This window comes from Nocardia alni (assembly GCF_019038435.1).
Taxonomy (GTDB): domain Bacteria; phylum Actinomycetota; class Actinomycetes; order Mycobacteriales; family Mycobacteriaceae; genus Nocardia; species Nocardia alni.
Map to the genome: position 1 here is coordinate 14,195 of NZ_JAGPOX010000063.1, position 20,476 is coordinate 34,670.

General features: G+C 69.6%; 8 protein-coding genes. All 8 read right to left on the minus strand.

Going from position 1 to position 20,476, the window contains the following annotated elements; translation table 11 throughout:
- Nucleotides 1–42: 42 nt before the first annotated feature.
- Entirely contained in the window at nt 43–5,316 is a 5,274-nt protein-coding gene (locus JZ791_RS23175) for a type I polyketide synthase (protein ID WP_216897305.1), read from the minus strand.
- Nucleotides 5,306–7,453, minus strand: a complete 2,148-nt coding sequence (locus JZ791_RS23180) for an AMP-binding protein (RefSeq protein ID WP_216897306.1) — start codon at nt 7,451–7,453, stop codon at nt 5,306–5,308. The genes JZ791_RS23175 and JZ791_RS23180 overlap by 11 nt, the downstream gene beginning before the upstream one ends.
- A gap of 18 nt (nt 7,454–7,471) precedes the next feature.
- Entirely contained in the window at nt 7,472–8,347 is an 876-nt protein-coding gene (locus JZ791_RS23185; RefSeq protein ID WP_216897307.1) for a menaquinone biosynthetic enzyme MqnA/MqnD family protein, read from the minus strand.
- A gap of 210 nt (nt 8,348–8,557) precedes the next feature.
- Nucleotides 8,558–9,907: a cation:proton antiporter gene (locus tag JZ791_RS23190; protein ID WP_216897308.1), complete on the minus strand. Its 1,350-nt coding sequence runs from the start codon at nt 9,905–9,907 to the stop codon at nt 8,558–8,560.
- A 27-nt stretch (nt 9,908–9,934) separates the two neighbouring features.
- The gene (locus tag JZ791_RS23195; protein WP_216897309.1) at nt 9,935–11,209 is read right to left on the minus strand and encodes an NAD(P)/FAD-dependent oxidoreductase; all 1,275 of its coding nucleotides are present in this window, start codon (nt 11,207–11,209) and stop codon (nt 9,935–9,937) included.
- Between the two features lie 21 nt (nt 11,210–11,230).
- The gene (locus JZ791_RS23200) at nt 11,231–12,985 is read right to left on the minus strand and encodes an FAD-dependent monooxygenase (RefSeq protein WP_254206174.1); all 1,755 of its coding nucleotides are present in this window, start codon (nt 12,983–12,985) and stop codon (nt 11,231–11,233) included.
- Nucleotides 12,982–13,854, minus strand: coding sequence for a hypothetical protein (locus JZ791_RS23205; protein ID WP_216897310.1), 873 nt, complete (start codon nt 13,852–13,854; stop codon nt 12,982–12,984). The genes JZ791_RS23200 and JZ791_RS23205 overlap by 4 nt, the downstream gene beginning before the upstream one ends.
- Before the next feature lie 14 nt (nt 13,855–13,868).
- On the minus strand, nt 13,869–20,348 hold the full coding sequence (locus JZ791_RS23210; protein ID WP_216897311.1) for a type I polyketide synthase: 6,480 nt from the start codon (nt 20,346–20,348) through the stop codon (nt 13,869–13,871).
- Between the last annotated feature and the right edge of the window lie 128 nt (nt 20,349–20,476).

The following is a 20,476-nucleotide window of genomic DNA, read 5'->3' on the forward strand; positions in this document are numbered from 1 at the left end:
GCCCCGAGGAGCCGGTACCTACGGTTCCCTCGCTCCGCTCGGTCACTGCGCGTCCTGTCCGCCGAAGACGTCGTGTCCGTCGGTCCAGAAGTCGTCGAGATCGTAATCCGCCGGGCCGTCCAGGGATTCGGCGCCGCTGTGCGCCAGGCGAATGAGCGCCGCGGCGTCCATCGCGTGAATCTCGCCGTCCGCGTCCTCGAGTCGATCCCCGTCGACCACATGGCCGTTCGCCGGATCGGCGGCGTCGTCCGCCAGCAGGCGGGCGTGCAGGTGGGCGGCCAGGGCGTCCGGCGTCGGATGGTCGAACACCAGCGTCGCGGGCAGGCGCAGCCCGGTGGCGGCCGCCAGCCGGGTGCGCAGTTCCATACCGGTCAGCGAATCGAAGCCCAGTTCGGCGAATGTGCGGTTGACGGTGGCCATCTCGTCGGTATGCCCGAGCACGGCCGCGGCCAGTTCATGCACCAGATCGTGGATGAGGTCGCGGCGCCCGGCGGCGTCGAGCGCGGCGAAGCGGGCAGGCAGGGACAGTACCGCGGGCTCGTGCCTGATGTGCGGCACGGGGATCCGCCGCGGCCGGGCCAGGGCGCGCAGCGGGGGCGGCGCGGCGTCGGGATCTATCGCGGTGCGATCCAGTGCGATCAGTACCGGTGCCGGATCTGCTGCCGCGCAGGCGATATCGAGCAGTTCCAGACCGTCGGCATCGGTCAGCGCGAGCAGGCCGCCGCGGGTCAGGCGCGAGTAGTCGGCCTCGGTCAGATGTGCGGAGACACCGGAGCGCCGCGCCCACAGCCCCCAGGCCGTCGCGGTCGCGGGCAGCCCCTGCGTATTCCGGATTCGGGCCAGCGCGTCCAGATAGGCGTTCGCCGCCGCGTAATTGGCCTGACCGGCCGCACCCAGAATCCCCGCCACCGAGGAGAACAGTACGAACGCCGACAACGGAAGATCACGGGTGAGTTCGTGCAGATTCCACGCGCCGTCCACCTTCGGGCGCAGCACGCGCTCGAACTGTTCCGGGGTGAGGTTTTCCAGCAGCCCGTCGTCCGCGATACCGGCGGCGTGCACCACCGCGGTGAGCGGATGCGCGGCCGGGATGGAATCCAGCGCCCGGGACAGCGAATCACGATCTGCCACATCGCATTGCACGATGGACACATCGGCGTCGAGGCCGTCGGCATCGATCGGCCCGCGACCGAGCAGCAGCAGCCGCCGCACACCGTGTCGCGCCACGAGATGCCGCGCGACCAGCCCGCCGAGTGCGCCGCCCGCACCGGTGATCAGCACGGTGCCCTCGGTGGGCCATGGCGCTCCGGTCGGTTGCGCCGCCGTCCCGGTCAACCGGGGCACCCGCAATTCGCCCGCGCGCGCGGCGATCTGGGGCTCGTCGGCGGGGAGCGGGCCGATCGGGCTGTCGTCGGTGTCCAGCAGGAGGAACCGTTCCGGATGCTCCGTCTGGGCCGAACGCACCAGACCCCAGACCGCGGCGCCCGCCGGATCGGTGACGCTCTGGCCGTCCACCGCGACCGCGCCCCGGGTACGGATGCCCAGCACGCCGGAGTCCTCGTCGGCCAGCCAGGCCCGCATCCGCCGCAGCGTCACCTCGATCGCGGCGCGTACTCCCGCCGGCGTCGGATCGTGCTCGCCGACATCGAACCACCGCGGCGTCGGGTGGTGCAGACTCGTCCCGCGCGAGCCCGGCAGCACCCAGTCCAGCCGGTAGCGGTCGTCCCCCGAGCCGGAGGCGAAGGCCGCGGTATCGATCGGTCGCAGGACCAGCTCGTCGACCGACAGCACGGGACGGCCCGCCGCATCGACTATTTCGAGGGTCGCCGCGTCGATACCGGTGAGCGACAGGCGGACCCGCAGTTCTCCGCCTGCGGGTCCGTGCGCGGTGATGCCGCGCCAGGAGAACGGAAGCCGGGTCGGTCCGGTGGTCGAGGCGAGCGGATGCAACGCGGCGTCCAGGACGGCCGGATGGATCCGATATCCGCCCGGATCGATCCCGCCGGGTGTGCTCACGACGCTGAAGATCTCCTCGTCGCGCAGGTAGATCCGGCGGGCGCCGCGGAATGCCGGGCCGTATCGGTAACCGGCGGCGGCCAATTCGCGGTAGCGGTGCTCGAGGTCGACCTCGGTCGCGTTGTCGGGCGGCCAGTTGTGCACCGGGACGAGCGGGGACGCGCCGCGCCGCGACGACAGGGATGCCTGCGCGTGCAGGGTCCATTCGCCGTGCGGTGCGACGCGGGCGTGGATGGTCACGATGCGCATGCCCTCGTCGTCCGCCGCACCGAGCGCGGTCTGGATCTCGACCCGGGCGCTCTCGGGCAGGGGTAGCGGGGCGAGCAGGGTGAGCTCGTCGATGTGGTTCGAACCCACGCGTTCGGCTGCCAGCAGGGTCATCTCCAGGAACGCGGTCGCCGGGACCAGAGCGGTGTCGTGAATGGCGTGATCGGTCAGCCACCCGTGCGTATCCCGGGACAGCTTGCCGGAGAACAGGATTCCACCGTCGGCCAGGGGGAGCGCCCGGTCCAGCAGCGGATGCTCCACGAGTTCCCGGTCGGTGTCGACCTCCCGGCCCGCGTCGAGCCAGTAGCGGCGGCGCTGGAACGCGTAGGTCGGCAACTCGGCCTGCTCGGCGACCGGACGGACATCGGGATGCCACCGGATCGGCGTCCCGGCGATATCCGCCGCGGCCAGACCCGAGAGCACCGCGACGGATTCGGCCTGACGCCCGGGCAGCAGGGGTGTGACCGCGACCTGGTCGGCGCCGAATGCCTCCCGTGCCAGGGCGGTGAGTGTACTGCCCGGTCCGCATTCGACGAAGACGCCCACCCCGTGCTCCGCGCGCAGCGCGCGCAGTCCGTCGAAGAAACGGACCGGGTTGCGCACCTGCTCGACCCAGTAGCGCGGATCGCGCAGCCGCGCCGGATCGGCAAGGGCCCCGGTGAGGTTGGAGACGATCGGCACGGTGGGCTCGTGGTATTCGACGCTGTCGCAGACCCGGGCGAATTCCTCCAGCATCGGATCCATCAGCGGGGAATGGAACGCGTGCGCCACGCGGAGCCGAGAAGTGCGCCGCCCCAGCGTTTCCAGCGTCGCCGCGATCTCGCCGACGGCCGTGTCGGTACCGGAGAGCACGACCGCGGCGTCCCCGTTGATCGCGGCCACCGACACCATGTGTTCGCGTCCGACCAGCAGCGGAGCCACCTTGTGCTCACCGGCGGCGACCGCGACCATCGCGCCGCGGCCGGGCAGCCTGTCCATCAGGCGGCCGCGCGCGGCGACCACCGTCACCGCGTCCTCGAGGATCCACACCCCCGCCAGATAGGCGGCGGCGAGCTCACCGATGGAGTGCCCGATCAGGAAATCCGGTCGCAGCCCGAAGGATTCGGCCACCCGGTAGAGCGCGACCTCCACCGCGAACAGCGCGGCCTGGGTGAAACTGGTGCGCGCGAGGTGATCCGCATGCGCGGTGCCGGGCTCGGCGAACACCACCTCGGCCAGCGGAACCTCCAGCCGGGTGGCGAAGGCGGCGCAGATCTGGTCGAACGCCTCGGCGTAAACCCGGTGTGTGGCATACAGTTCGCGGCCCATCGCCAGCCGCTGTGCCCCCTGGCCGGGGAACATCATCGCGGTGGCCGCGCCGACGGGTGTCCCGGTGACGATCGCCGACGACCGGCCGCCCGCGGCGAGAGAGTCCAACGCCGCCAGCAGTTCACCGCGATCGTGTCCGAAAACGACGGCGCGGTGGGCGAATCGGGTTCGGGTCGCGACCAGCGCCCGGCTGATCGATGCCGGCGGCAGATCCGGGTTCGCCCGCACATGCGCGGCCAGAACCGACGCCTGCCCGGCGAGCCCGGACTCGGTGCGAGCCGACAGCGCCCACGTGGTGAACGGTGACAACGCCTGTGGCGCCGAAGAATCGGGGGACGGCTCGGATTCGGGCGCCTGCTCCACGATCAGATGGGCGTTGGTGCCGCTCACACCGAACGAGGACACCCCCGCGCGGCGCGGCCGCCCGGTGTCGGGCCAGGGCCGGGCGGCGGTGACCGGCCGCACCGCGCCCGCCGACCAGTCCACATGTGGTGTCGGGCGGTCGAGATGAAGGCTCGGCGGCACCACCCCGGCGCGCATCGCCATGATCATCTTGATCACGCCCGCGACCCCGGCGGCCGCCTGGGTATGCCCCAGATTGGATTTCACCGAACCCAGCCACAGCGGCTCACCGTCCCGGTCGCCGAACACCTCGAGCAGGGCCCGTGCCTCGATCGGATCGCCGAGGGTGGTGCCGGTGCCGTGGCCCTCGACCACGTCGATCTCCCCGGGCCGCAGACCGGCCGCGGCCAGCGCCTGGCCGATCACCCGCTGCTGAGCCGCCGCGTTGGGCACGGTCAGGCTGGTGGACGCGCCGTCGGAATTCACCGCCGCGCCGCGCAGCACCGCCCAGATTCGATGTCCCTGCCGCTGTGCGTCCGAAAGTCGTTCCAGAGCGAGGATTCCCACGCCCTCGCCGAATCCGGTGCCGTCGGCCGCGGCCGCGTACGCCTTGCAGCGGCCGTCCCGGGCCAGACCACGCTGACGGCTGAATTCGATGAAGCTCGCCGGTGTCGCCATGACCGTGACCCCGCCGGCCACCGCCATCGAGCACTCGCCGCCCCGCAGCGCGCCGATCGCCTGGTGCAGCGCCACGAGCGAGGACGAGCAGGCGGTATCGACCGTCACGGTGGGCCCGGTGAAACCGAAGGTATAGGACAGCCTGCCCGAGATGACCCCGGCCGCGCCGCCGGTGCCCAGCTGGGCCTCCAATTCGCCCGGCACGTCACGCAGACGGGTGGCGTAGTCGTGATACATCGCGCCGACGAAAACGCCGCAGTCGCTGCCGCGCAGGGAATTCGGATCGATCCCGGCCCGCTCCAGCGCCTCCCAGGTCACCTCGAGCAGTAACCGCTGCTGCGGATCGGTCGCGAGGGCCTCACGTGGTGAGATGCCGAAGAAATCGGCGTCGAAATCGAAGGGTGCGTCCAGGAATCCGCCCGCCTCGGCATAGGTGGAACCCGGTCGGTCCGGATCTCCGCCGAGCAGCCGATCCAGCGCCCAGCCGCGATCGGCCGGAAACGGCGTCACCGCCTCGCGGCCGTGTTCCACCAGGTCCCACAGGCCCTGCGGGTCGGTGACGCCGCCCGGATAGCGACAGCCGATGCCGACCACCGCGATCGGCTCGTGCAGTGATCTCTCCAGGTGGTTCAGCTGCGCCCGGGTCTCGAGCAGGGCAGTGGTGGCGCGCTCGAGGTAGCGGCGCAGCGTGGCCTCATCGGTCATGGTCTTGTCCCTTTCCGAGCTCGGTGTCGAGCAGGGCGAACAATGCGGAGTCGGTCGCGGTGGCGAGGTCGGTGGCGCGCGGGGCATCCGCCGCGGCCGTGGTCAAGCGGTGCAGTGAGGTGCGCAGCCGGGTCCGCAACTCCGCCCGGACCGACGGATCGACCGTCGGCGAGTTCGCCAGCTCCTGCTCGAATTCGGCCAGGCGCTCGAGCACCGTCGGACGGGCGGTGCGGCTGACCATCCGCTCGCGCAGATCGTCGGCCAGTTCGCCGACCGTCTGGTGGTCGAACAGCGCCGTACTGGGCAGGTCGAGGGTGAAGGTGGCATTGAGACGGCGGGCCAGTTCCACCGCCGCCAGCGAGCTCAGGCCGATGTCCTGCAGCCGATCGCCCGGGTCGATGGTGCGAGGCGCGGCGCGGATGGTCCACCCCACCGCCTCGCTGACCGCATCGAAGACGATCCGGAACTGTTCGTCCGGGGACAGCGACCCCAGTGTGCGCAGCCAGATCGGCGTGGACGAGGCCGGCGGTGCGGTGGAATCGACCGCGGCGGCCGGGGATTCGGCTTCGGTCCGGGCGAAGACGCTGTCGTCCCCCGCGATCAGCGCCGCCCGGATGGCGACCTTGTCGATCTTGCCCATGGCATTGCGCGGAATCTGCTCGGCGTGCACTACCCGGGTCGGGAGCTTGTAGCGGGCCAGATCACCCTCGGCGAACCGGCGCAGCTGCCCGAGCGACGGTCCCGGCCCCTCCCGGCCACGCACGACCGCGACGACGCATTCGCCCTCGTGCGGATCCGGCGCGCCGACCACGGCGACGTCCGTCATGCCGGGATAGCGGGCCAGCACCTGTTCGACCTCGGCGGAATACACGTTGTCCCCGCCGACGATGATCATGTCCTTGAGCCGGTCGACGAGGTACAGATAGCCGCGCCGATCCAGATATCCGATATCGCCGGTGCGGAACCAACCGTCGATGAACGCCGCCGCGGTCGCCTCGGGATTTTCGCGGTATCCGGGGCTCGTCGTCGGCGCCCGGACCCACACTTCACCCCGCTCCCCGTGTTCGACCTGGGTACCGCCGATGGGGTCCACGATTCGAATGTCGCTGTAGGGCAGGGCGAGTCCCGCGCTGCTGGTGTCGGCGTCGGGATGCTCGACCGGCAAGCAGCTGACGAACAGGGTTTCGGTGAGTCCGTACGCCTGCTGCAAGGCGATGCCGCGAAGCAGGTATTCGTCGATCAGCGGCGCCGGGGCGGGTGCGCCGGCGGTGACCGCGGTGCGCAGCGCCGTCAGGTCCGCGTCGGGGAACCCGGCCTCGGCGGCGACCGCGGCGAACATGGCCGGGACCGCGAATACCGTGCTCACCCGGTAGGTGACCAGGTCGGCCAGCATGCGTGCCGCCTCGAACTCACGGCGCAGCACGACCGTGCCCGCGCGCATCAGGGTGCGCAGTGTGAAGCAGCCGAACGGCGCGGTGTGGAACAGGGGCGCGACCACGAGGGTGATGTCGCCCGGCAGCACCGGCGCGACCGGGTCCATATTGGCGCCGTTCCACCAGAGGTTGCCGTGGGTGAGTTCGACGCCCTTGGGTCGTCCGGTCGTGCCCGAGGTGTAGGCCAGCATGGCCGGGGTGTCCTGGTCGCACGGAAGTGGTTCCGGGCCGATGCTGTCCAGCGAATCGGAGAGCAATTCCCAGGGAGCGGGCGGTATCTCGGCCACGTGCACGCCGGGGTCGCCGGGTACCAGCAGCATTCGCGCATCCCGGGATCCGGCGGCGGCCTCGGCGATCCCGCGGTGGCCCGGTTCCACGACCAGCGTATGCGGTGCGCAGTCGTCCAGGATGGTACCGATCTCGGGTGCGGTCAGCCGCGAATTGACCGGCACGAAAACGGCTTTCAGCCAGACTGCGGCGAGGAAGGTGGTCAGGAATGTGACACTGTTGCCGCCCAGGTACAACACCCGATCTCCGGGACGTACACCGCCTTCGGCCAGGACCGCCGCCAGGCGCCGGGCGTATCCGGCCAGGACCGGATAGCTGTAGGTGCCGCCCTCGTAGATCACCGCCACCCGTCGCCCGAGATATCGGGCGAGTGTGTCGACGCGCGTGGCGGGACTCAGATCGACCGGAAGTACCATCGCTGTCTCCCCATATTTTTATAGCCAATCCTGCTGTGCCGCAGGAATTGTCACCTCGTACCCGGTGCGCGCGGCGAATTCGGCGATGCCCGCTCGCTGCCGCGGTCCGAGCCGGAAGTCCAGCGCCTCGGTGTAGTATCGGCGCAGCGTCGGGGCGTCGAACGCCTCCCAGCGGGCGGTGCGCTCGCACAGCTCGTCCATCTCGACGAAGGCCAGATCGCGCGCGGCCAGCAGGTCGGCGTGCACCCGGCGCACCGTATCCGGTTCCCGCGCGAGGAATTCGCGCCGCGCCGCCAAGACCGCGAAGACGAACGGCAGCCCGGTCCACTCCCGCCACATCTGGCCCAGATCGTGGACGACCAGACCGCGGACGGGAGCCTCGAACAGCGCGGTGCGCAGCGCCGCGTCGCCGATGAGCACGGCGGCGGGCGCGCGGGAGAACATCGCGACCGGGTCCGGCGGGCTGTCGAAGAACCGCGGCCGCACGCCGATGTATTCGCTCAGCAGGAGTTGGGCCAACCGGACGGAGGTGCGGCTCTGGGAACTCAGCGCCACCGGCACCCCGTCGAGTCTGTCCAGCGGCAGCTTGCTGACGATCAGGCAGGACATCACCGGACCGTCGCAGCCGATCGCCAGATCCGGCAGCATCACCAGATCGTCGGCATGGCTGAGGAATTCGACGAGGCTGATCGGCCCCATGTCGAGCGTGCCGGCGGCCAGGGCGTCGTTGAGACGATCGGGGGTGTCGCGGACCAGGTCCACTTCTATCAGACCGCCGGTGCGCGCCAAGCCCCACAGAATGGGCAGCCAATTGAGAAAGTCTATGTGGCCCAGGCGCGGTCGCCGCCGCGCGAGTCCGTGTCTACGGGTCTCGGGAGCCGGTGCGGAACGCATGATTCCACTGTCGTCTCACCCGAACGGGGCGGAAACCCCTAACGCCCCCTACCCCCGCGGTCCAACCCCGAAGCCGTGAAGTACGGTGCAGCGCACAGGATTTCATATACCCGTCGGCCCGCCCCGCTGGAGATATCCGGCGCCCTATCAGAGAACTCGAAGAACGCCGGCCCCCTGTGCACAGGGGGCCGGCGTGGCGGCCTGGCCGGCCTACTCCATTACGGGTTCGGTTGCGGGAACCACAGTTTCACCGGTCGCACTGAATACCAGCCCGTTCTTCCAGGCATTTCGTTCGAATATCCGGAAGATCGGGGTGGCCATCAGGGTGGTCACCATCGTCATGAGCACCAGGATCGTGTACAACTCGGGCGTTATCAGGTTGGCGGTGAGCCCGATGTTGACCAGCACCAACTCCATGAGCCCGCGCGCATTGGCCAGCGCGCCCATCGAGCCCGATTCCCGCCAGGTCATCCCCTGCCAGCGTGCGGCGAGCGTCACCGCGCCGAACTTCCCCGCGAACGACACCGCCAGCACGATCGCCCCGCCGATCAGCACCGCCGGATGCATGATCACGCTCAGCTTCGTATTCAATCCGGAGTAGACGAAATACGCCGGGAGCAGCAGATACGACACGATCGGCTCGATCCGTTCGCAGACGGTGTCCAGCATCCGGCCGCGCGGCATGACCATTCCGGCGACGAACGCGCCCACCACCGACAGCACACCGACGAAGTCGGTGAACCACGAGCACAGCAGCACGACCATCAGAATGACGGTCAGGGGACCGACCGGCAGCTTGTCCGCGCCGTCGGCCCGCTGCTCGCGCTCGGCCCAGCCGTCCAGCAGCCGCAGCAGCGGCCGGCCGATCAGCAGCATGAACGCCATGAACCCCGCGCCGCCGACAACCGCCACCACCAGGCCGGTCACGCTGCCCTTCGTACTGGCGACCACGGCGACCAGCAAGATTCCGGACAGCGCGTCGTCGAACGCCGCCAGGGACAATGCCATCGTCCCCAGGCGGGTGTTGTCCAGTCCGGAATCGTGAATGATCCACGCCAGCACCGGAAATGCCGTGATCGACACCGCCGCCGCCAGGAACAGCCCGGCCTGCCAGGCGCTCATCTCACTGGTGAAATAGTGGCCCTGCGTGGCCAGCACCGCGCCGGTCGCGCCGCCCAGAATCAGCGGTACGGCGACGCCCGACACCGAGGTCGCTCCCGCCGCCCGCAGATGCTCGGTGAGTATCTCGGTGCGGAAGGAGGCGCCGACCAGGAACATGTACAACACCAGGCCCAGCTGGCCCACGACGTAGATCACCGTGAGCGAGGGGTGCGGGATGCTGTGACCGCCGATCATCAGCGTCGTCGGGAACAGCCACCGCTGTGCCTGCGGCCAGAGGGCGCCCAGCACCGAGGGGCCGAGCAGGAATCCGGCCGCCATGATCGCGACCACCTGTACCTGCGCGAGGCGTGCGAACAACAACCACAGCAGTCGGTAGACGGCCAGAATCACGGCCATCTGCAACCAGAAATGGACGGTGAGATCGAGAGACGACGGCATCGGACCACTCCCCGGAGATGAATCGGACTACGCCACAGCGCCTTCCGGATACAGCGGGCACTCGGTCAGCAGCTCGAAGGGCGAGAACAACGCCCAGTCCTGCTCCTCCCGCAGCAGGTTGACCAGCGGGCTCTGCCCCGTCCAGAAGTCACCGCTGACCAGTCGCACATGCCATTTCGGATCCATATCGGCGGCCATGTCCAGAATGACCTGACCCATCACCGGCTGTCGCTCGTCGTACACAGCGCGGATCAACCGGTAGTAGGTCTCGTATCCGGTCTTGAAGAACGCGTCGTAGACGCTCGTGACCTCGGCCTCGGATAGCTCGCCGTCCAACCGATCCGCCACGAGTTCGGCCGCCTTGCGACCGGTGGCCAGCGCCAGTGTGACACCGCCGGAGAAGACCGGGTCGGTGAAGCTGCCCGCGTCGCCGATCAGGAGATAGCCCGGGCCGGACAGGGTGTCGGAGTGATATTCGAAGTTGCGCTCGCCCTTGAGCTCTCGCAGCACGGTCGCCCCGCGCAGCCGCTGTCCGATGCGCGGGATGCGGGCCAGATGCTCGTCGAACACATCCTCGGGACGCCCGGATTGCAGGATGGACATGCGCGCCACCGCGCCGATGCTGATGGCGTCGGATCGCAAGGGGATTCCCCACACCCAGCCGTCCTGATGGATGCCCAGCTGGGTGTCGCCCTCCACACCGGGATTCATGCTCTCGTCCAGGTCGCCGTAGTGCTTGAACACCGCCGCCATGCGCAATTTGTCGTCGGCGATCCGCAGGCCGAACTTCTTGGGGATGACTCCCGCCCGCCCGGACGCGTCGGCGATGTACTGCGCGGTGGCGTGGTGGGTTTCGTCCTCGTAGGTGTAGGTGACGCCGGTGACCCGGCCGTCGGTCACCTCGACCTCGGTGACGGTCGCTTCCTGCAGGACCGTCACACCGGCCGCGGCCGTCTCGTCGAGCAGCGTCTTGTCGAATTCGGCACGTTCGACCTGAATGGACCAGGTGCGCCGGCCGTCACCGATCTGCCCGAAGTCGATGCGCCGCATGTTCCCGGCGATTCCGGTGAGTTCCACGCCGGGCTTGTAGGCATACGGCTTGGCCATGACGGCGTCCAGCAGGCCCAGCTGGTCGATCAGCTCCACCGTGTAGGGCAGGAACGACTCGCCGATGTGGAAACGCGGGAAGGTCACCTTCTCCAGCAGCAGCACGCGGTAGCCGCGCCGCCGCATGGTCAGCGCGTACGCGCAGCCACCGGGACCACCGCCGATGACGATCGTGTCGTAGGTGTTTTCCGCCACGGTTATCACTCCAATTCTGGTTCAGCGAAAGGTAATTCGATCGAGCACCCGAGCCAGCTCCGCCTCGGGATCGGCCGGTGCGCCGGTGTGGCGCCAGGCGACGTACTGATCGGGTCGCACGAGTAGCACTCCCTCGTCGCCGATCCCGAGACGATGTGCCCAGCCCGCACCCGAGGTTTCGGTGGTGGGACTCGTCACGGTGAGCGGCACTCCGATTCGGTCGGCCGCTCGCCTCGCGGCGCCGGCCCACGCCGCGCCGCCGGGTCCGTGGATCACGGTGAAGCCGTGCGGTGACACGAGATCCAGCGTCGACCGGCGAGTACCATCCTGCTCGACCCACACGTGCGGCAGGCGGTGACCGGGTCGGCTCGTCGGGACGTGGATGTCCCCCATGGGTTCCGGCTCGGGGGCGCTCGTGCCGTCGGGCACGAGCGCCCCCTTCTCGTACACTCCCCCCAGTTCGATATCCAATGCCTGGCAGTCGATTCGGTGTGTACCGAACACCTCGCCCGCCCGCGCCCGCGCGGTACGGCCGCGGGCGGAGTCCGCGAAGTAGTTGCTGAAAAAAGTGGGCCGCATCCACGTCGGCACCTGCGGCGTGAGCCCGATAGCCGTCTCACTGACCAGTTCCGCGTTGGCGATGATGCCCACCGCCCAGTCCAGGTGACGCCGCCCGATCGGACGGCGCTCCAGCTCGTAGGTGTCCAGCAGATCCATTCCAGCCCAGCCGGATTCGACCGCGGCGATCTTCCAGGCCAGGTTGTGCGCGTCCTGCACGGCGGTGTTCAGGCCCAGTCCGGCGGCGGGCGGCATCTTGTGCGCGGCATCCCCGGCCAGCAGTACGCGCCCCGAGCGGTAATGCTGTGCGTTCACCGCGTCCACGGACCAGTTGCTGACCTTGTGCAACCGGATGCGCAGATCCTCGATGCCCAGGGTGTCCCGGATTCGGGCGAGGACGGCCTCGCGCTGCGTCCGAGCCGGATCGTCGGGGCCCGTGGTGAAGTGCAGACCCCATTCCTCGCTGAATCTGCCCCAGGTGGGCCCCATTTCGACGAGCGTCGATCCCGACAGCTCGGGCCGCTTGGGGTTGATGAAGTAGGTCAGCAGGGCGCCATCCCGTTGCCAGCGCGACAGATCCGCGCTGAAATGCACGGTGGTGACGTGATGGAAGCTCGGCCAGCCCTCGAGGCGTATACCGAGCTTCGGCACGACGGTGCGCCCGCCGTCGGCGGCCACGAGGTACTTGGCCGCCACGGTCGTGGTGTCGCCCTGCGCATCTCGCACCGTCGCGACGATATGGCCGGATTCCTCGACCCAGTCCAGCAGTTCGTGACCATAGCGGACGCGTCCGGGGGCACGCTGCTCGGCGATGCCGCGCAGCAACGGCTCCGACCGGATCTGCGGCAGATTCGTCGCCGATACCGGACTGGCCACCGACCAGCTCTCCCGCAGTTCACCGCCGCCGAAGGCATCCATCTCGTACAGGACCCGGCCGTCGAAGGGCCCCTTCCCGGCGAGGGTGGTCTGCCAGCACACCTTGCCGAATTTCTCCAGCGGTGCGCCGACCGCGTAGAAGTCCTCGGCGATCCCGTGCTGGCGAAAGATCTCCATGGTGCGGTGATTGAGGTAGTGCGCCTTGGGGAGTCGCGCCGGTTCGGGTCGCTGCTCGATCAGCAGGTGGTCGATGCCCAACGTGGACAGGAAGATCGACGCCGTCAGGCCGCAGCCGCCCGCGCCGACGACGAGCACCGTGGTCTCCATGTCACCTGAGCTCATCTCCCGTGGTACTCCGGCAGATTCGGGCCCATCGAGGTGGGCCCCTTCGGATACGGGAACGATTCCGGGATGCCACCGTCGATACCGGGAACCTCCTGCGCGGTGTCCAGTGCGCCGGTGATCGGAGTGTTACCACCGGGCACCAGCCAGATGTGCAGATCCCAGGCGCGCGGATGCACTATCCCGAGCGGATTCGGGATCGCGACCGGAATGCTGCCCCGGCTCTGGCCCAGCCACTGTTCGGCGGGCGGCTGCATCACCATGTCGAAGTTCGGGAAGGCGTGCACGCCCTTCTCGTGGAATCCCCAGTCGGTGGGATACATGCACAGCCCATTGGTGACCGGGGTGATCCCCGGGGTGTACACCCCGCTGTAGAACCATCCGACCAGCTTGTACGGGAAGGCCGTACTGTACGGATCCCCGTGATTCGCGTTCGGATTCAGCGACTCGTAGAACAGGCCCGTCGGGCTGCCGCTGGTGACCGTGTCCTGCTCGACGCTGCCCGCGGTGAGCCCGGTGAGGTTCTGGGCGATGATCCGCGTCGAACTGTTCAGGTCGAGCAGGCCGACACCGACCTGGTGGTACTGCACCCAGCCGTGCGAGTCGGGCCCCCACGCGCCCAGGGCGGCCAGTTGCACCGCATCCTGCATATTGTTCAGCATCCGCAGATGCCCCAGCCTGGTGAGCACCCGCTGTTGGTCGGCGGCCAGATCGGTCGCCCGCTCGTGCGCCGAGCACGGACGATCGGTAGCCGGTGCGACGGCGGGGGTCATGGTGTCCGCGTCACCGGCGGCCACCGGCGCGAGTGCGGTTACCGCCAGCGCGGCGGCGGCGAGGACACCGCTGAGTAGTGAAAGTCTGAGAGCCACTGCTGATCTCCCTCTCAACGCGTCGGTGGGGTCGGCTGGTCGATGAACTCGAACAGTTCGTCGTCGTCGGCGGTGTCGAGGCTGTCGAGCATCTCCGCCAGCTCACCGCCGCGCAGCTGCCGCAGCAGCTCGTCGAGCCGATCCGCGATATCCGCCACCGCATTCGAGTCCAGTTGCGCGGTACCGCAGGTGTCGGCGAGGGTCTGGATCTGGCCCCGGATCACCGTCGACGGGTCCTCGGTGGGCACGATCTCGTCCCGGATGTGCCGGGCCAGTGCCATCGGGGTCGGGTAGTCGAATACCACGGTCGTGGTCAGTTTCAGGCCGGTGGCCGTCTTGAGCCGGTTGCGGAATTCGACCGCGCCCAGGGAGTCGAAGCCCAGATCGGTGAACGCCTGGTCCGGGCCGATCGCGTCGGGCGACTCGTGGCCGAGCACCGCGGCCGCGTTCGCGCGAATCGTGTTGAGAACCAGTGTTTCCTGATCCGCACGACTCCGGCCGGCCAGTGCCGCGGCCAATTTGGCCGATGTGCCCCCGGAGTCGGCCTCCGCGGTGCGCCGGGTTGCCCGCAGCAGGCCACGCAGCGCCGGCGGCAACACCTGCGGATCCTGCGCTCCCGCCGCGCGAATGGCCGCGGTGTCCAGCCGGACCGCCACGGTCAGCGCCTGGCCCAGACTCAGTGCGGTGTCGAACATGGCCAGGCCGTCGGCGGTGGCGATGGGCAGCAGTCCGTCGCGGCGCATGCGGGCGAAGTCCTGCTCGCCCAGATGGCCGGTGATGCCGCTGGGCTGCTCCCAGATACCCCACGCGACCGACGTCGCGGGCAGGCCCAGGCGCTGCCGGTGGGCAGCGAGGGCGTCCAGGAATACGTTGGCCGCCGCGTAGTTCGCCTGTCCGGGGCCGCCGAGCACGCCGGCGACCGAGGAGTACAGCACGAATGCCGCCAGCTCGCGATTCGCGGTGGCCCGGTGCAGGTTCCACGCCGAGCGTGCCTTGGCGGCGAAGACGCCGTCGAGTTGCTCGGAGGTGAGCTCGGTGAACAGGGCGTCGTCGATGCGACCGGCCGCGTGTACGACCGCGGTCAGCGGATGCTCGGCCGGGATGGTCTCGAGCAGCGCGTCGAGGGCCTTCTCGTCGGCGCTGTCGCAGGCGGCGATCTCCACCTGCGCGCCCAGCGCGGTGAGCCTGGACTCCAGTTCGCCCGCTCCGGCGGCATCGCGCCCACTGCGGCTGAGCAGCAGGAGATTTCGCACGCCGTGCCCGGTGATCAGATGTTCGGCCACCGCCGCGCCCAGTGCGCCGGTACCACCAGTGATCAGAACCGTCCCGGCCGGATCGAGCCCGGTGGGCACGGTGAGCACATTCTTGCCGATATGCCGCGCCTGACTGAGATACCGGAACGCCTCCGGGGTCCGGCGCAGATCCCACGGTGTCACCGGGAGTGGTCGCAACACCTCCGATTCGAACAGATCGGACAGGATGACGAGTATCTCGTTCAACCGCTGCGGCCCGGCCTCCATCAGCACGAAGCCGCGATACCGCACACCCGGGTATTCGGCGGCGATCGCGTCGGTCTCCCGGACGTCGGTCTGGCCCATCTCGATGAATCGGCCGCCGCGCGGCAGCAGTCGCAGTGAGGCGTCGACGAATTCGCCGGCGAGGGAGTCCAGCACGATATCCATGCCGCGCCCCTCGGTGGCCTCCAGGAACTGCTGCTCGAAATCGAGAGTGCGCGAGTTGGCGATGTGATCGTCGTCGAATCCCATCGCGCGCAGCGTATTCCACTTCGGCAGGCTCGCCGTGGCGTAAACCTCCAGACCCAGATGCCGGGCGAGCTGCACGGCCGCCATGCCGACACCTCCGGTGGCGGCGTGCACGAGCAGCGTCTCGCCCTCGGTGACCCCGGCCAGATCCACCAGTGCGTAGTACGCGGTGGCGAAGACCGCCGGGACGGCCGCGGCCTGCGCGAAGGTCCAGCCCCGTGGCATCGGCACCACCATGGACCGATCCGAGACGACGGTGTCGCCGATGCCCTCGAACAGGCCCATCACCCGGTCGCCGGGCGCGAAATCAGTGACGTCCGAGGCTGTTTCCACGATCACGCCCGCGCCCTCGCCGCCGATCGGCGCGTTCGGGTCGGGGTACATGCCCAGCACGATCAGCACGTCACGGAAGTTCATACCGGTGGCGCGCAGGCGGACTCGCACCTGCCCGGGACGCAGCGGCTCCGCGGCGGCGTCGTCCGGCCGGAGCACGATATTGTCGCCGTCCAGCGTGCCCTTGCCGAGCGACCCGAGCCGCCAGGGCCGTGTCCCGAGCAGATCCACCCCGCCCACGGTGTCGGCTCCGGCGCGGGTGAATCGGGGGACATGCGCGGCGCCGCGGCGCAGCACCACCTGCGGTTCGCCGTCCAATGCCGCCGCCGTGGCGATCGCGCTGCGGTAGTCCTCGGGAGCGTCGGTGTCGACCAGAACGAGCCGTTCCGGGTTCTCCGCTTGGGCACTGCGCAACAGACCCCAGATCGGCGCCGTGACCAGATCGGCGACGTCCTCGCCGCCGTCGATCGCCAGGGCGCCGCTGGTCAGGACCGCGATGGTCGCCGCGGCGAATCGCCGATCCGTCACGAGGGCACGGATCGCCGCGTGCACGCGCCCGACGGTGGCGGCCGCCTGTGCGGCGATGTCGGCGGATTCGCCACCCGCGCACCGCAACACGATTACCTCGCCACCCTCGTGGGTGTACTTCTCCGCCGGGAGCCCCTCTACCGCACCGGTTTCCAGGTCTTCCCAGGTCCCGCCGCCCGGCTGCGGCGGCGTCACCGCGACCCAGCCGAGCGCGTACAGGTCCTCGGCGCCGGGTCCGCCCCCGGTCAGCTGGTCCGCGCTGATCTCCCGGACCGAGAGGGCGTCCACCGCGGCGACCACACCGCCCGACGGATCGGTCACGGTGATGGCGATGCGGTCGTTCCCATTGGGCGACAGCCGGACCCGCAGCGCGGTCGCACCGACCGCGTACAGCGACACGCCCTCCCACGCGAACGGCAGTTTCACCGTCTCGGCGCCGTCGCTCATCGCCGCCGCGGCCATGGCGTGCAGGGCGGCATCCAGCAGCGCCGGATGGAGGCCGAATTCCGCTGCCGCGCCGCGAATCTGTTCGGGCAGCTCGACCTCGGCGAACAGGTCGTCGCCGCGTCGCCACATCGTGGTCAGCCCGCGGAAGGCCGGGCCGTAGCCGTAACCACCCTCGGCCAGGGACGGATAGACGTCGGCTACGTCCACGGCAATCGCACCGGCGGGCGGCCATGCCTGTGACTCGGCGAACGGGACCGCCGGGGAGGGTGAGCTCAGCGTGCCCGTCGCATGGCAGGTCCACCCGGCCGCGTCCACGCCGTGCGGCCGCGAGTACACCGCCAGGCCGCGTTCGTCCTGTCCGGCGGTGACGACCACCTGCAGATCCACCGCATCCGAGGCCGTCAACGCCAGCGGCGCCTGCAACACCAGCTCGGCGATGCGCGGCAGCCCCACCAGATCACCCGCGTGCAGCGCGATTTCGACGAAGGCCGTACCCGGCACCAGTACCCGGCCCGCCACCACGTGATCGGCCAGCCAGGGCTGCGCGGACACCGACAGGCGCCCGGTCAGGATCGTCGCCGCACCGTCGGCCAGCGGCACCGAGGCCGCCACCAGCGGATGTCCGGTCGCACCGAGCCCGACCGCGCCCAGATCACCGGACCCGGCGGGCTTGTTCAGCCAGAACCTGCGGTGCTGGAAGGCGTAGGTGGGCAGGTCGACGCGCGATGTGCGTCCGCCCAGGACCGCGGTCCAGTCGACAGCGGCCCCGGCGACGAAAGCCCGCGCCAGCGCGGAATGCAGGGCCAGTAGCTCGTCCCGTTTGGGATCCAGGATCGCTACCGCGGTGACCGCGTCCAGGTCGTCGTCGAGACCCTGGTTGGTCAGCGCCGTCAGCGTCGAGCCGGGCCCCGCCTCGATGAAAACTGTTGCACCGTAACGTCGCGCGGCCTGCACGCCGGAGAAGTAACGAACCGCCTCACGCACGTGCCGCACCCAGTAGTCCGGATCGCACAGCTGCTCCGGCTCGACCGGTTCACCGGTCACATTGGACACGATCGGCACCGTCGGCGGCCGATAGGTGAGGCTCGCGCATACACCGGCGAAATCGGCCAGGATCGGTTCCATACGCGGGGAATGGAAAGCGTGGCTGACCTCGAGCCGCCGGGTGCGATGCCCGCGTTCCCCGAACGTCCGCGCCACCTCGTCCACCGCGTCCTCGTCACCCGAGACAACCACCGCGGCAGGGCCGTTCACGGCCGCGATCGCGATCCGGCCCGACCCGTTCAGCAGCGGCTTCACCTCGTCCTCGCTCAGCGGCACCGACAGCATCGCCCCGCCCTCCGGCAGGGCCTGCATCAGCAGCCCTCGTGCGGCAACGAGTTTCACCGCGTCCGACAGCGACCACACGCCTGCCAGGTAGGCGGCGGTGAGCTCGCCGATGGAATGGCCCATCAGCAGATCCGCGCGCACGCCGTAGGTTTCGAGCAGCCGATACAGGGCCACCTCGACGCAGAACAGCGCGGCCTGGGTATACGAGGTCTGGGTGAGCAGCTGGGCGGTTTTGGTGTCGGGTTCGGCGAAGATCACCGACCGCAGCGGCGGATCGAACGACGTGCCGAATTCGGCGCACACCTCGTCGAACGCCTTCGCGTACACCGGATAGCGCTCGTACAGCGCACGTCCCATGCCGACCCGCTGCGAACCCTGACCGGGGAATTGCACGACGGTCATGGCACCGGGAACGGACTGTCCCACAGCCACGTTCGCCGACGCTCTACCCGCAACGAGAGCGTCGAGCGCGCCGTGCAGTTCGTCCCGATCCGCGCCCAGCGCCACCGCCCGGTAGGGCAGCCGCGCCCGGCCCGCGGCCAGCGTCACTCCGACATCGACGGCATCGGCGTCGGGGGTGGCGGCCAGGTATTGTTCCAGCCGCTGCGCCTGCGCTGTCCGCGCGTCCTCGCTGGCCCCCGAGATGACCCACGGAATATAGGGCGGCGCAACCGATTCCGTCGGTTCCGGCTCGGCCGATTCGGGCGTTTCGAATTCCTCGACCTGCTCCAGCACGACGTGGGCGTTGGTACCGCTGATCCCGAACGCGGAGACACCGGCCCGCCGAGGATGCCCGTTGACCGGCCAGGGCTGCGGGCTCGTCACCAGGGTCACCGCCCCGGCCTCCCAATCCACATGCGGAGACGGCTCGTCCGCGTGCAGGGTCGGCGGCACGGTGCCGTTGCGCATGGCCATCACCATCTTGATGACCCCGGCCACGCCGGCCGCCGCGCTGGAGTGACCCATATTCGACTTCACCGACCCCAGCCACAGCGGGGTCTGCCGCCCCTGACCGTAGGTCGCCAGCAGCGCCTGCGCCTCGATCGGATCACCCAGCGAGGTTCCGGTGCCGTGCGCCTCGACCACGTCCACATCGGTGGGCGCCAGGCGTGCCGAGGCCAGCGCCGCCTCGATGACCCGCCGCTGAGAGGGGCCGTTCGGCGCGGTCAGCCCGTTGGAGGCGCCATCGGAGTTCACCGCCGACCCGCGCAGCACCGCCAGCACGCGATGCCCGTTGCGCCGGGCGTCCGAGAGCCGCTCCAGCACGAGCATCCCCACGCCCTCCGACCAGACGGTGCCGTTGGCCGCGGCGGAGAACGCCCTGGCGCGCGCGTCCGGGGAGATCACGCGCTGGCGGGAGAAGGCGATGAACGCCTCGGGCGTCGGCATCACCGTCACCCCGCCGGCCAGTGCCAGCCCGCACTCCCCCAACCGCAGCGACCGGGCCGCGTCGTGCATGGCCACCAGCGACGACGAGCAGGCGGTATCGATCGAGACCACCGGGCCCTCCAGCCCGAGCACATACGCCACCCGCCCCGACGCCACACTGGTGGTGCGCCCGGTCATCAGCAGCCCGGCCAAGCCACTGCGGTCCTCGGCGATGGTGGGGCCGTACTGCACCTCGATGATGCCCGCGAAGACGCCGGTCTGGCTCCCGCGCAGGGTCGACGGGTCGATGCCGGCCCGCTCCAACGCTTCCCACGACACCTCGAGCAGATGGCGCTGCTGCGGCTCCATCGCCAGCGCCTCCTTCGGGCTGATACCGAAGAAGGAGGCATCGAACTCCGCTGCGCCACTGATGAATCCGCCCTCGCGGACGTAGGAGGTGCCCTCGTGATCCGGGTCGGGATGGTGCAGCGTCGCGGTGTCCCAGCCGCGGTCGGAGGGGAATTCGGAGATGACGTCACGACCGTCGGCCACCATCCGCCACAGATCCTCCGGCGAGGCGACATCGCCGGGATACCGGCAGGCCATGCCGATGATCGCGATCGGTTCCCCCGCCCTCGCCTCCACCTCCTGCAGGCGCTGCCGCGTCCTTTGCAGGTCGATGGCAGCCCGCTTGAGGTAGGTGCGAAGTTTTTCTTCAGTCGCCATGCCCGTCTCCCACTTACGGCAAACACACGCCAGCCGGCGAGTACGAAATACGCTCGCCACGAATGAGTTCCATCGTTGCCCCGGCCCCGATGCGCGGAAACCCCTAGCCTGCCCCTAACCCCGGCGCA

What these genes read in the sequence shown, in the direction of transcription:
- JZ791_RS23175 (WP_216897305.1), bottom strand. Translation starts at nt 5,316, where the DNA reads ATGACCGATGAGGCCACGCTGCGCCGCTACCTCGAGCGCGCCACCACT.
- JZ791_RS23180 (WP_216897306.1), bottom strand. Translation starts at nt 7,453, where the DNA reads ATGGTACTTCCGGTCGATCTGAGTCCCGCCACGCGCGTCGACACACTC.
- JZ791_RS23185 (WP_216897307.1), bottom strand. Translation starts at nt 8,347, where the DNA reads ATGCGTTCCGCACCGGCTCCCGAGACCCGTAGACACGGACTCGCGCGG.
- JZ791_RS23190 (WP_216897308.1), bottom strand. Translation starts at nt 9,907, where the DNA reads ATGCCGTCGTCTCTCGATCTCACCGTCCATTTCTGGTTGCAGATGGCC.
- JZ791_RS23200 (WP_254206174.1), bottom strand. Translation starts at nt 12,985, where the DNA reads ATGAGCTCAGGTGACATGGAGACCACGGTGCTCGTCGTCGGCGCGGGC.
- JZ791_RS23210 (WP_216897311.1), bottom strand. Translation starts at nt 20,348, where the DNA reads ATGGCGACTGAAGAAAAACTTCGCACCTACCTCAAGCGGGCTGCCATC.